The sequence below is a fragment of the Streptomyces sp. NPDC054813 genome (genome assembly GCF_053611365.1).
Window position 1 is genome coordinate 1 of the sequence record NZ_JBSHAF010000026.1, and the last position, 13409, is coordinate 13409.

9 protein-coding genes are annotated in these 13409 nt (G+C 71.5%); 3 read left to right on the top strand and 6 right to left on the bottom strand.

The annotated features are described in order from the left end of the window. Positions 1–200: 200 nt before the first annotated feature. The 3 genes from ACWGJB_RS38635 to ACWGJB_RS38645 form a co-directional block, all read right to left on the bottom strand. Positions 201–992 (bottom strand): S1 family peptidase, encoded by a 792-nt coding sequence (locus ACWGJB_RS38635; protein WP_453384715.1) that lies wholly within the window; start codon positions 990–992, stop codon positions 201–203. A 202-nt stretch (positions 993–1194) separates the two neighbouring features. Next, the gene (locus ACWGJB_RS38640) at positions 1195–4011 is read right to left on the bottom strand and encodes a helix-turn-helix transcriptional regulator (protein ID WP_453384716.1); all 2817 of its coding nucleotides are present in this window, start codon (positions 4009–4011) and stop codon (positions 1195–1197) included. Between the two features lie 143 nt (positions 4012–4154). After that, positions 4155–4988 (bottom strand): response regulator transcription factor, encoded by an 834-nt coding sequence (locus tag ACWGJB_RS38645; protein ID WP_453384717.1) that lies wholly within the window; start codon positions 4986–4988, stop codon positions 4155–4157. A 128-nt stretch (positions 4989–5116) separates the two neighbouring features. Between ACWGJB_RS38645 and ACWGJB_RS38650 the strand changes: the two genes are divergently transcribed. Further along, entirely contained in the window at positions 5117–6787 is a 1671-nt protein-coding gene (locus tag ACWGJB_RS38650) for an AMP-binding protein (protein ID WP_453384718.1), read from the top strand. Then, a complete protein-coding gene (locus tag ACWGJB_RS38655) occupies positions 6784–8403 on the top strand; it encodes an AMP-binding protein (RefSeq protein ID WP_453384719.1) in 1620 nt (539 codons plus the stop codon). Before ACWGJB_RS38650 ends, ACWGJB_RS38655 begins: the two co-directional genes overlap by 4 nt. A 45-nt stretch (positions 8404–8448) precedes the next feature. Here the strand turns inward: ACWGJB_RS38655 and ACWGJB_RS38660 are convergent, their stop codons facing one another. Beyond that, on the bottom strand, positions 8449–9120 hold the full coding sequence (locus tag ACWGJB_RS38660) for a hypothetical protein (RefSeq protein WP_453384720.1): 672 nt from the start codon (positions 9118–9120) through the stop codon (positions 8449–8451). A gap of 198 nt (positions 9121–9318) precedes the next feature. Between ACWGJB_RS38660 and gcl the strand changes: the two genes are divergently transcribed. Further along, positions 9319–11103 (top strand): glyoxylate carboligase, encoded by a 1785-nt coding sequence (gcl, locus tag ACWGJB_RS38665; protein WP_453384721.1) that lies wholly within the window; start codon positions 9319–9321, stop codon positions 11101–11103. Between the two features lie 223 nt (positions 11104–11326). On the opposite strand, the gene ACWGJB_RS38670 is transcribed toward gcl, so the two are convergent. Then, entirely contained in the window at positions 11327–11572 is a 246-nt protein-coding gene (locus ACWGJB_RS38670) for a hypothetical protein (protein WP_453384722.1), read from the bottom strand. A gap of 373 nt (positions 11573–11945) precedes the next feature. Then, positions 11946–13403, bottom strand: coding sequence for a catalase (locus ACWGJB_RS38675; protein WP_453384723.1), 1458 nt, complete (start codon positions 13401–13403; stop codon positions 11946–11948). Positions 13404–13409 lie beyond the last annotated feature (6 nt).

A 13409-nucleotide genomic window follows, 5' to 3' on the forward strand; every position in this document is an offset into this window, starting at 1 on the left:
ACCACGCGCCTTCAGCCCGGGCGCTCAGCCGTGTGCGCGCCCCCAACACGCCCCCCCCCCGGGGGGGGGCCCTGCGGGGTCGCGCACACGCCGTGGGTGCGTCTCTGAGACACTGTTTGGGGGGGGGGGGCGCGTGGGGTGGGCGCCCCCCCCACCGCCCCCTGGTCACTCACCCGAGCGAGGCTCGGGAGGTCTTCTGGTTACGAGTTGACCTGCGCGGTCACCAGGTTCGAGAAGGTGGCCAGCCGGGTGTAGACACCCGGGTAACCGGCCTCCGCGCACCCCTCTCCCCAAGAAGTGATCCCTGCCAGGACGCCCCCGATGAGCAGGGGACCGCCGCTGTCGCCCTGGCAGGTGTCTACGCCGCCGGATGTGTATCCGGCGCAAACCATGTCGGTCTGGACGAAGTCCGAACCGTAGGAGCTCTTGCAGCTGGTGTCGGACACGATCGGGACGGTCGCGGTCCGCAGCTGGTTGGAGGAGCTGCCGTTCTCCGAGGTGGTGCCCCAGCCGAGGATGCGGGCCGTGGTGCCGGCCGCGTACACGCCGGTCTGGGAGGAGCTGACGTACGACACCGGGGTGTACGACATCGCCGTCGAGAGGGTGAGGACCGACACGTCGTCGCCGTTGGTGGCGTCCGTGTAGTCCGGGTTGATCCAGATCTTGCTGACCCGGCTGACCGTGCCGTTGGTGCCGTTCAGGTTCGTACGGCCACCGACCACGCGGACGCCGCTGGTGGTCTCGCCCTCCATGCAGTGGGCGGCGGTCACCACCTTGGTGGCCGACACCAGGGTGCCGCCGCAGAACTGGCTGCCGGACGCGTCCGTGATCTGCATCATGAACGGGTACGCGGTGGTCGTGGTCGTCGTGCCGCCGACGATCGGCTGGGGGGCGGCTGACGCGGTGGGGGACGCGATCAGCGCGGTCGCTGCGGCGGCAGCCGTCGCCGCCAGGACGGCGGCGGCCTTTCTGGCGCGGTTGAGCCCGAACATGAGTCTCCTCAGTGGGGGTTGCCGGTGGGGGGTCGCGCGGGTGTGGGGGGTGCACGGGGGTCGCGGGACCGACCCCCGTATGCCCGGGCGAGCGGCACATCCATAAGCTAGAACCCGGAACCCCACCCTCCCAATGAGGGAACCCCCTAGGGGGATGGGGGAGGGAAAACCCTCGGTCCGCCTCAGTTAACCGGGAGCGCTCTCACTTCGCGCGCCGCCCTGCCGCCAAACGGACTATGTCCACGCGCGATCGGATGCCCAGCTTGCGGTAGACCCGGGTGAGCGTCGCCTCCACCGTCTTGACGCTGATGAACAGCCGGGCGGCGATCTCCCGGTTGGTGGCGCCCTCCATGACCAGCGCGGCGACCTGACGCTCCATCGCGGCCAGCCCCTCCAGGGTCGCGGCCGGCTCGGCCGGCGCCCCGACCGCCGGCTCGGGCTCGGACTCGGGCACCGAGACGGCCTCGTCCACCTGGCGCAGCCACGGCAGCGCCCGGCACCGCCGGAACAGCCGGGTGGCCTCGTCGTACGCCGTGGGGGAACGCCGCTCGCCCAACGAGGCCAGGGCGAACGCGGCCCGGGCCTCCTCCAGTCCGTAGCCCAGTTTGGCGAACCGGTCCTGAGCCGAGGTCAGCTGGGCGACGGCCGCCTCGTGCTCCCCGTGCGCCGCCCGGACGAGTGCCTCGGCCCGGTCCAGTACGGCGAGAACACTCTCCCGGCCGAGCCTGAGCGCGTGCTCCCGGGTGACGTCGATGACGTCCTGCGCCTCGGCCGTCTCACCCACCCGGACCAGCGCCTCGGCCAGATCGCCCTGCCAGCGGCCGCGCGCCGGGTCGGTGATGCCGAGGCTCTGCTCCAGCTCCCGCACCCGGCGCAGCGAGCGCACGGTGCCCGCCGGGTCGCCCGCCACCAACTGGGCGTATCCGAGGGCGCCGAGAGCCCGGGACAGGTACATGGTGTCGCCGTCCTGTTCGGCGTGGTCCACCGCCTCCCGGGCCAGCGCGAGACCCCGGTCCACGTCACCGCCGGAGGCCTCGGCCAGCGAGGTGAGCATCGCGGAGGCGGTCTCGCCGATCCCGCAGTCGTGGGCCAGGTGCAGGCCCTCGCGGGCCAGGTCGAGGGCCCGGCCGCAGTGCCCGGAGCGCAGTTCGGTCTCGGCGAGCCCGCGCAGGAAGTGCACCTCGCTCTCCACCTGGCCGCGCCGGCGGACCTCGCGCAGCAGCGCGGTGACCGTGGCCCGGGCCTCGGCCAGCTGGTCGCCCATCACCAGCCAGCGGAACCGGGCGCTGCCGGCCCCGTTGTGATGGCACGACACGTTCGGGTCCTGCGGCTCCTTCAGCGCGCGCTTGATGGTGGCGGGTGCCGCCGGATGGCCCATCAGGGTCTCGACCTGGGCCTGCAGGGACAGCGCGAGCAGCTCGGTGCGCCGGTCGTCGCCGCGCGCGGCGAGGCCGGCGGAGTGCGCGGCCGCCTGCCGGGCCTCGGTGAAGTCGCCCTCCACGATCAGTGCCCGCCAGGCCAGCTGGTAGTGGACCTTGCCGAGCAGCCGCGGGTCGTCGCCGGCGTCGGCGAGGGCGTGCGGGAAGGCCGCGTCGACCTCGGTCATGGTGTGGCCGGCGGAGTCGATCACCAGGATCCAGGCCCGCACCCGGTCGGCGGGCCGGGTGGCCCGGGTGAGCACCTCGCGGGCGATGTCCTGGGCGAGGTCGACCTCGCCGGCGCTGATCGCGTCCTCGGCGGCCAGCAGCCGGCGCTCGTCCGGGCCCGGTCTGTTGTCGCCGGGGGTGTGCCGGGCGGCGAGCAGCCCGAGCTGTGCGGCCACCGAGGGCGCGCCCCGGTCCCGGGCCTGGGCCGCGGCCTCGGCGAGCCGGGCGGCCACCTCCGGGTCGGTGCCGGTGGCGGCCAGGGCCAGATGCCGGGCCCGTTCGATCGGGTCGGAGGCGGCCGTGGACAGCGCCGCGTGCGCGGCCCGGCGCTCCTGCGCGGGGGCCTCGGCGTACAGCGCGGCGGAGATGAGGGGGTGCGCGAAGCGGACGGCCGGGCCCTCCGGCTCGGTGGCGAGCAGTCCGAGTTCGGCCGCCTGGGCGCACTCGGCCTCGGCGTTCTCCCGGCCGGCCGCGTGCAGCAGGGCGTGCGTGGGCCGGGCGCCGGCGCTGGCCACCAGGAGGGTGCGGCGGGCCTCGACGGAGAGCATGTCCAGACGGGTGAGGACCAGGGCGCGCAGCGAGGTCGGCACCGGCAGCGGCTCGCCGGGCCGGGGCGGGGTGGGGTTCTCGGCGAGGGCGCGGCCGAGCTCCAGGGCGAACAGGGGGTTGCCGCCGCTGGTGCGGTGGATCTCCCGGACCGCGGCCCGGGTCAGCGCCGCGTGGCCGCGGTGGTCGAGGAGGTCGGCGACCTGCCTGCGGGTGAGGGGGCCGAGGCGGACGGCGACGGTGTCGGGGGGCGACGCGCGTAGGTGACGGTCGTACTCCTGGCCCTCCGTGCGGACCGCGCACAGCAGTTGGACCGGGATGCCGCCGAGGCGGCGGGCGGCGAAGCCGAGGAGTTCGGCGCTGGCCGGATCCAGCCACTGGAGGTCGTCGGCGACGATCAGCACGGGGCCCTCGGCGGCCAGTGCGCGCAGCGCCGACAGCACCGCGAGGCGCAGGGCGAGGCCGTCGCGCTGGAGGGTGGACTCGCCGCGGCCGGTGAGCGCCGACTCCAGGGCGGTGCGCTGGGCGCCGGGCAGGTGGGGCGCGACCTCGTCGAGGACCAGTCCGAAGAGGTCGGCGAGGGCCAGAAACGGAAGATGGGATTCGGACTCGGTGGCCGAGCAGCGCAAGACGGTGCGGGCGGCGCCGGCGTATTCGGCGTCCAAAGCCCGCAGGACGGTCGATTTCCCTATTCCGGCGGGCCCGTGCAGGAGCACGCTGCCGCCCGAGGCGAGCTGTTCACGCGCGGCCGAGAGCAGCTCCGCCCGGCCGATGACCAGGTCGGGGCGGCATCGGGCAGGCTCCTGGAAGTCCCGTCGCACGGTCACCGCTCCCCTCGTGTGTCGTGTTCGGGCCAAATTCTAGGCAACGAACCCTGAAATCCGGCCGAACGGCATGGTGAGGGAAATAACAGCGGCCTTGCATCGGGTAATTCAAAGCGCGCATGCATGAATGGAATTGCTTCCCTCCGCTACGGCAACAACCCCGTCCGACGAGCCGCCGACACCGCCTCCCCCCGGGTGTGCGCGCCCAGTTTCCGCATCGCCGAGCGCAGATACCCCTTGACCGTCTCGGGCCGCAGCCCGAGCCGCTCGGCCACCGCCGCGTTGGTGGCACCGGCCGCCACCCAGGCCAGCACATCCAGCTCCCGGGGCGCCAGCGTCCTCTCGGCCGCAGGTACCGGGGTGGTCAGCAGCCCGCAGGCGGCGAGCAGTTCGGCGCGCAGCCCGGGGTCGGCGATCCGCGGGGCCAGCGCCCGCAGCGCGGCATGCGCCTCCCGCACCTGCTCCCAGGCGGCCCCCGGGTCCGCCACGGCGGCGGGCTCCGGCCGCGCCGCCGCCAGCAGGCCCCGGGCCTCGTCCCGTACGACGAGGGCCTGCTCCACGTCCCGCGCGGCCGCCACCGCCGCGCCCAGCGTGCGGTCACCCAGCGGCTGGGCGGTGCGCAGCGCGCCGTACAGGACGCCCCGCACCCGGCGCCGTACCACCACGGGCACCGCGAGCACCGAGCGGATGCCCTCGGCCGCCACCGGGATGTCGTACTCGTGGCTGATCTGCCGGGAGACGGAGTAGTCGGTGACCGCGCACGGCCGGGCCAGCATGACCGCCTTGCCGCCCAGGCCGTTGCCCGAGCTGACCGCGAGCGAGCGCAGGGCGGCCGTGTGGGCGCCGGTCAGCTCGCTGATCCGGACCTGCGGCCGGTCGGCGTCGACGAGCCCGCCGAAGGCGATCGGGAGCCCGGTGGCGCGCCGGAGTCTGGCCAGCGCACCGCGTATCTCCACCGCCCCCGCGACCTCTGCTGCCATCTGTGCTGCCCCTTCGACCCCGGCCTCGTGCTGCACACACCCCCGTTCGGGGGTAGTGAGACCTGCATCACGGATTACACGATGCCAGAGAGCCGCCCGGCAATGGTCCGGTACCGAAGGAGACGCGTATGACGAGTGCGACGGAGGACTTCCGCAGGGCACGGGACTTCCTGCTGGAACACCGGGCGGACTATGCCGCCGCCTACGAGGGCTTCGCGTGGCCGCGGCCGGACCACTTCAACTGGGCGCTCGACTGGTTCGACGTCATCGCCGAGGGCAACGACCGCACCGCCCTGCACATCGTCGAGGAGGACGGCACCGAGACGAAGCTGTCCTTCGCCGAGCTGTCCGAGCGCTCCGACCGGGTCGCGAACCATCTGCGGGCGCGGGGTGTCGAGCCGGAGGACCGCGTCCTCGTCATGCTCGGCAACCAGGCCGAGCTGTGGGAGACCGCGCTGGCCGCGATGAAGCTGCGCGCCGTCGTCATCCCGGCCACCCCGCTGCTCGGCCCGGCCGACCTGCGCGACCGTGTCGACCGGGGCCGGGTGAAGCACGTCATCACGCGCGCCGCGGACGCCGCCAAGTTCGCCGAGGTGCCGGGGGTGTACACCCGGATCGCGGTGGGCGGGCCGGCGGAGGGCTGGGAGGCGTACGAGGACGCGTACGTGGCGTCCGCCGAATTCCTGCCGGACGGGCCGACGCTCGCCGACGACCCGCTGATGCTCTACTTCACCTCGGGCACCACCGCCCGGCCCAAGCTGGTCGAGCACACCCACACCTCGTACCCCATCGGCCATCTGGCCACCCTGTACTGGATCGGCCTCAAGCCCGGCGACGTCCATCTGAACATCTCCTCGCCGGGCTGGGCCAAGCACGCCTGGTCGAACCTGTTCGCGCCGTGGAACGCGGAGGCGACCGTCTTCATCCACAACTACAGCCGGTTCGACGCGGGCCGGCTGATGGCCGAGATGGACCGGCACGGGGTGACCTCCTTCTGCGCTCCGCCGACGGTGTGGCGGATGCTGATCCAGGCCGATCTGACCCAGCTGCGCACCCCGCCCCGTGAGGTGGTGGCGGCCGGCGAGCCGCTCAACCCCGAGGTGATCGAGCAGGTCCGGCGGGCCTGGAACGTCACCGTCCGGGACGGATTCGGGCAGACTGAGACGGCCGTACAGGTCTCCAACAGCCCCGGCCAGCCGCTGAAGACCGGGTCGATGGGCCGGCCGAGTCCGGGATACCGCGTCGAGCTGCTCGACCCGGTGTCGGGCGCGCCGGGGGCGACGGAGGGCGAGATCGCCCTCGACCTGTCGGCGCGGCCGGTGGGCCTGATGACCGGCTACCACGGGGACGCGGACCGTACGGCGGAGGCGATGGCCGGCGGCTTCTACCGCACCGGTGACATCGGCGCCCGGGACGGGGACGGCTACATCACCTATGTCGGCCGCGCCGACGACGTGTTCAAGGCGTCCGACTACAAGATCAGCCCGTTCGAGCTGGAGAGCGCGCTTCTCGAACACGAGGCGGTGGCCGAGGCGGCCGTCGTCCCGGCGCCGGACGAGCTGCGGCTGGCCGTGCCCAAGGCGTACATCGTCCTTGCGGCGGGCTGGGAGCCCGGCCCGGACACCGCGAAGGTGCTCTTCGAGCACTCGCGTCAGGTCCTGGCGCCGTACAAGCGGGTCCGCAGGCTGGAGTTCGCCCCGCTGCCCAAGACCGTCTCCGGCAAGATCCGCCGGATCGAACTGCGTGAGGCCACGGCGGCCGGGTCTGCGGACGAGTACCGCGAGGAGGATTTCCGGTGAGCACCTCGTACACACACGGCACGAGCGGGACCGTGCTGCTCGGCGACACCATCGGCGCCGACCTCGACCGGGCCGTCACGGCCTGGCCGGACCGGGAGGCACTCGTCGACGTGCCGTCCGGGCGGCGCTGGACCTACGCCCAATTCGCCGCCGACGTCGACCGGTTGGCGTACGCCCTGCTGGCGAGCGGTATCGCCAAGGGCGACCGGGTGGGCATCTGGGCGGTCAACTGCGCCGAGTGGGCGCTCGTTCAGTACGCCACCGCCCGGATCGGCGCGATCATGGTGAACATCAATCCGGCCTACCGCACCCATGAGGTCGAGTACGTCCTCAACCAGGCGGGGATCTCCCTGCTGTTCGCCTCCCTCAGCCACAAGAGCAGCGACTACCGGGCCATGGTGGAGGAAGTGCGCGGCAGGTGCCCGCAGTTGCGGGAGACCGTGTACATCGGGGATCCCGGCTGGGATGCGCTGATCGCGCGCGGAACTGCGGACCGGAGTGCTGAACTGGCGGCCCGCACAGCGGAGTTGTCCTGCGACGACCCGATCAACATCCAGTACACCTCGGGGACGACCGGCTTCCCGAAGGGGGCCACCCTCTCCCACCACAACATCCTCAACAACGGCTACTTCGTCGGAGAGTTGATCTCCTACACCGAGCAGGACCGGATCTGCATCCCGGTGCCCTTCTACCACTGCTTCGGCATGGTGATGGGCAACCTGGCCGCCACCTCGCACGGCGCCTGCATCGTGATCCCGGCCCCGTCCTTCGACCCCGAGGCCACTCTTGAGGCGGTCCAGCGGGAGCGCTGCACCTCGCTGTACGGCGTACCGACCATGTTCATCGCGGAGCTGAACCTCCCCGGCTTCGCCTCGTACGACCTCTCCACGCTGCGCACCGGCATCATGGCTGGCTCGCCCTGCCCGGTCGAGGTGATGAAGCGGGTGGTCGCGGAGATGCACATGGCGGAGGTCTCCATCTGCTACGGCATGACCGAGACCAGCCCGGTGTCCCTGCAGACCCGTATCGACGACGACCTGGAACACCGCACCGGCACGGTCGGCCGGGTGCTGCCGCACCTGGAGGTGAAGATCGTCGACCCGGCCACCGGTGTCACCCAGCCCAGGGGAGGGGCAGGCGAGTTGTGCACCCGGGGCTACAGCGTGATGCTCGGCTACTGGAACGAGCCCGAGAAGACCGCGGAGGCCGTCGATGCCGGGCGCTGGATGCACACCGGCGACCTGGCGATGATGCGTGACGACGGATACGTGGAGATCGTCGGCCGGATCAAGGACATGATCATCCGGGGCGGCGAGAACATCTACCCGCGCGAGATCGAGGAGTTCCTCTACGGCCACCCCAAGATCCGTGACGTCCAGGTGGTCGGGGTGCCGCACGAGAGGTACGGCGAGGAGGTCCTGGCCTGCGTCATCCCGCACGACCCGGCCGAACCGCTCACCCTGGAGGAGCTGCGGGCCTTCTGCGAGGGCCGCCTGGCCCACTACAAGGTGCCGAGCCGGATCCAGATCCTGGCCGACTTCCCGATGACGGTGTCGGGGAAGGTCCGCAAGATCGAGCTGCGAGCAAAGTACGCCGGGGACCAGAGCGCCCCATAGGGGCGCGGGGAACTGCGCGACAAGCCCCCACCGGCCTGTAGGTGGTCATGAAGCCGAGCTGCGCAGTTCATCGGCGTGCCCATTCATGGGCTGCGGCGTCCCCGTGAGGTCCAGCACGAAGAGCGGTATCCCGAGCGCGTCGGCCCGCTCACGCGCGTCCTCGGCGTACCCCGCGAGGGAGAAGTACACGCAGCCGGAGTCCTCCGTCATCGCCGTCAGCCACAGGCACTCCACGTCACGCAGTGAGGCCGGCCGCACGGTCGGGTCCACCTGGGCGACCAGGCCACGCGCGGCCAGGCCTATGCCGGACGGCGGCCGCTGGTCGGCGCGGCGTATGTCCCGGTACCCGAGCCAGCGCAGATAGAGCGCGGCGGCGGTGACCGCGTCCCGGGCGGTCCGGATCGTGACCGGCTGGAAGGGCGACCGCGGCTCGGGGGCCGGCGCGGGCGCGGACTCGGTCCCGGCGACCGGGACGCGCAGCACCGCCCCGCACGGGCAGCCCAGCTCCGGCTGTGGCCACTGGTCCCGGCGGCCGCAGGAGCCGCAGCTCACCGTCACCCAGTCCTCGTCCCAGGCGCGGTGTGCCACCGGGGTCGGCGCGGTCCTGCCGTCGAGGGACGGGGTGACCGGGGCACCGCAGGCGCACGGGTACGACGGCGCGGTGTAGACGTGCTCGCGCCGACAGGCCGGACAGCGCACCGGCACGGTCTCGGACATGGCCCCACCCCAGGCGTCGCGTCGGTTCAGCGGTCCCATGGTGCTCCCGCCGGGGCCCGGTTGTCCGTCCCTTGACGACGTTCGCCCCCGCGCCTACATTGATTTCAGATAGTAGAAGTTAGTTTCCGTATTGCGGAATTATGCTCACCGCGGGGCGCGACGGGAGCAGGCATCCGACAGCCGAAGCAGGAGTACTCCATGGCTCGAATGACCGCTGCCCGTGCGGCAGTTGAGATCCTCAAGCGCGAGGGCGTCGGCGCCGCGTTCGGGGTGCCGGGCGCGGCGATCAACCCGTTCTACGCGGCGCTCAAGGCCTCCGGAGGCATCAACCACACCCTCGCCCGCCATGTGGAGGGCGCCTCGCACATGGCCGAGGGCTACACCCGGACCCGCCCCGGCAATATCGGCGTCTGCATCGGCACGTCCGGTCCGGCCGGCACCGACATGATCACCGGGCTGTACTCGGCCACCGGTGACTCCGTCCCGATCCTCTGCATCACCGGCCAGGCGCCGACCGCGGTGATCCACAAGGAGGACTTCCAGGCCGTCGACATCGCCTCGATCGCCAAACCGGTGACGAAGATGGCGGTCACCGTGCTGGAGGCGGCCCAGGTCCCCGGCGTCTTCCAGCAGGCCTTCCATCTGATGCGCTCCGGCCGCCCCGGCCCGGTCCTGATCGACCTGCCGATCGACGTCCAGCTCACCGAGATCGAGTTCGACCCGGACACCTACGAGCCGCTCCCGGTCTACAAGCCGGCCGCGACCCGCGCCCAGATCGAGAAGGCGATCGGTCTGCTGAACGCCTCCGAGCGGCCGCTGATCGTCGCGGGCGGCGGAGTCATCAACGCCGACGCCGCCGAACTGCTGCTGGAGTTCGCCGAGTTGACGGGGATCCCGGTGGTCCCCACCCTCATGGGCTGGGGCGTGCTCCCCGACGACCACGAGCTGAACGCCGGCATGGTGGGCCTGCAGACCTCGCACCGCTACGGCAACGCGACCTTCCTGGAGTCCGACTTCGTCCTCGGCATCGGCAACCGCTGGGCCAACCGCCACACCGGCAAGCTGGACGTCTACACGGCCGGCCGGAAGTTCGTGCACGTCGACATCGAGCCCACCCAGATCGGCAGGATCTTCGCCCCCGACTACGGCATCGCCTCGGACGCCAAGGCCGCGCTGGAGCTCTTCGTCGAGGTGGCACGGGAGTCGAAGGCGGCGGGCAGGCTCCCCGACCGGAGTGAGTGGGCCGCCGCGGCCCAGGAGAAGAAGGCGACCCTCCAGCGCCGGACCCACTTCGACGACATCCCGATCAAGCCGCAGCGTGTCTACGAGGAGATGAACAAGGCCTTCGGTCCGGAGACCCGGTACGTCTCCACGATCGGCCTCTCGCAGATCGCCGGTGCCCAGATGCTGCACGTCTTCAGGCCGCGGCACTGGATCAACTGCGGCCAGGCGGGCCCCCTCGGCTGGACGATCCCGGCCGCGCTGGGCGTGGCCAAGGCCGACCCGGAGGCCTCCGTGGTGGCCCTCTCCGGCGACTACGACTTCCAGTTCATGCTGGAGGAGCTGGCGGTCGGCGCGCAGCACAAGATCCCGTACGTCCACGTCCTCGTCAACAACTCCTACCTGGGCCTGATCCGCCAGGCGCAGCGGGCGTTCGACATCGACTTCCAGGTCAACCTGGAGTTCGAGAACATCAACTCGCCCGAGCTGGGCGTCTACGGTGTCGACCATGTCAAGGTCGCCGAGGGTCTGGGCTGCAAGGCGATCCGGGTGACCGACCCCAACGAGCTGGGCGCGGCCTTCGAGCAGGCGAAGAAGCTGGCGCAGGAGCACCAGGTGCCGGTGGTGGTGGAGGCGATCCTGGAGCGGGTCACCAACATCTCGATGTCCACGACCAACGACATCGGCAACGTCGTCGAGTTCGAGGAGATCGCGACCGAGCCCGGGCATGCGCCGACGTCGATCAGGACGCTGAAGGTCTGAGCCCCCCCACAACAGCAGGGCACGAGAACCGGGGCACAACAAAGCGGGCGGTCCATCCGGAAGGATGGGCCGCCCGTTTCGCGCTGTGGGTGACACGGGGCCCGCCGCCCCCGTGCCGACGGGCTCCGTGTGCAGTGAATATGCCCCACGGCTGGGGTGGTTGAAGCATGTTGAACATGATTCAGAGCTTGATTTGAGGATTCGCCATCCGCTTTGGCTGGGTTCAGGGGCTTTCGGGATGCTCGGTGAGGCCCGGCCAGTCGTCCGGTCCGCCGCCCTGCCACTCGATGAGGTCGCTCTCCTCGACCTCGATCCGGTCCAGATCGGCCATCCGCAGGATCTCGATCACGTCGTCGAGATGTGAGGCGATTCCCAGGGTCACGTCTGCCTCGGTGACCCGCCGGGAGCCGTCCAGGGCGGGAGCGTGCACGACGATATGGGGGAACTCCGTGGGTGGGTGTGCTGTCATGCCTTCAGCGTGCTGCGGCCGGGGCGGATGCGCACGCCGAAGCGCGGATGCGGGTACGCCGGAGCGCCGGAGCTGAGGACGCGGACGGTTCCGCATCCGGCGCTCCGGCGCTCGGTGGGGCTTCTTGGGCTGTGGCCGTCCGACGGCGCGAGGCTGGGCGCGACAAGTCGTTCGCGCCGCCGGACGGGGTCCGGAACGGCTGGGACCGCGGCGGGTGCGACGGAGCCGGGGCGGCCTTCCCTCAGGTCGAGAAGGGCGCTCGGTTCCTTCACCACCGCACTGGCTCGCACGCCGCCGCGGTCCTTGCCACGCCCGCGCACCTCCGGCGGCCACCCCTCATCCGGGCCGCCCGGCTGTGCGCGGGCCGTCTGTGTCAGTCCTCGCGCAGGGCGCGGACCGCCTCCTCCACGCGCTTGCCGTACTCCGGGTCGGCGGCGTGGAAGTGGGCCAGGTTCTTCTCGATCACGTCGTCGCGGGAGACCTGCGAGAGGCCGCCGGCGATGTTCGCGACCAGACGCCGCTTCTCCTCCTCGGACATCAGCCGGTACAGTTCGCCCGCCTGGTGGAAGTCGTCGTCCTTGGTGTGCGGCGGAGCCTCGTGGGTGCCGGTGTGACCGGAGACGGCCAGCGGGGCCGCCAGCGGACGGCCGGTCTCCACCGGGCCGTCGTACGAGTTCGGCTCGTAGTTCCTGGCGTGCCGGCCCTGCGCGTTGACGGCCATGAAGCCGTCCCGGCCGTAGTTCTGCGCGGTCGTCGCCCTCGGGGCGTTGACGGCCAGCAGGGTGTGGTTGACGCCCAGCCGGTAGCGGTGCGCGTCCGCGTAGGCGAACAGCCGGCCCTGGAGCATCTTGTCGGGCGAGGGGCCGATGCCCGGCACGAAGTTGTTCGGGGCGAAGGCGGCCTGCTCGACCTCGGCGAAGACGTTGTCCGGGTTGCGGTCCAGGACCAGGCGGCCGACCCGCTGGAGCGGGTAGTCCCGGTGCGGCCACACCTTGGTCAGGTCGAACGGGTTGAAACGGTAGTCCGCCGCCTCGGCCGCCGGCATGATCTGGACATACAGGGTCCAGGACGGGTTGACGCCCCGCTCGATGGCCTGGAGCAGGTCCGTCTGGTGCGAGTTGGGGTCCTTGCCCGCGAGCTCCGCCGCCTGCTCGGCGCTGAGGCTGCGCACGCCCTGGTTGGTCTTGAAGTGGTACTTCACGAAGAAGGCCGCGCCCTCGGCGTTAGTCCACTGGTAGGTGTGCGAGCCGTAGCCGTTCATGTGGCGGTACGACGCCGGGATGCCGCGGTCGCCCATCAGCCAGGTCACCTGGTGTGTGGCCTCGGGGGAGTGCGCCCAGAAGTCCCAGACGTTGTCCGGCTCCTGACGGCCCGTGAAGGGGTCGCGCTTCTGCGAGTGGATGAAGTCCGGGAACTTGATGGGGTCCTTGATGAAGAACACCGGGGTGTTGTTCCCGACGAGGTCGTAGTTGCCCTCCGCCGTATAGAACTTGACGGCGAAGCCGCGCGGGTCGCGTACGGCGTCGGCGCCGCCGAGGGAGTCGGCGACCGTCGAGAACCGCAGGAAGACCTCGGTGCGCCTGCCGACCGTGCTCAGGAAGTCGGCGTGGGTGAAGCCGGTGACGTCGTCGGTCACCTCGAAGTAGCCGTACGCGCCACTGCCACGCGCGTGCACCACGCGCTCCGGGATCCGCTCGCGGTTGAAGCGCGCGAGCTTCTCGAGGAGGTGCTGGTCCTGGAGAAGCAGGGGGCCGCCGATGCCGGCGGAGGCGGAGTTCTGGTTGTCGGCGACCGGGGCGCCGGACTCGGTGGTGAGCACGCGCTTCGACATCGTGGA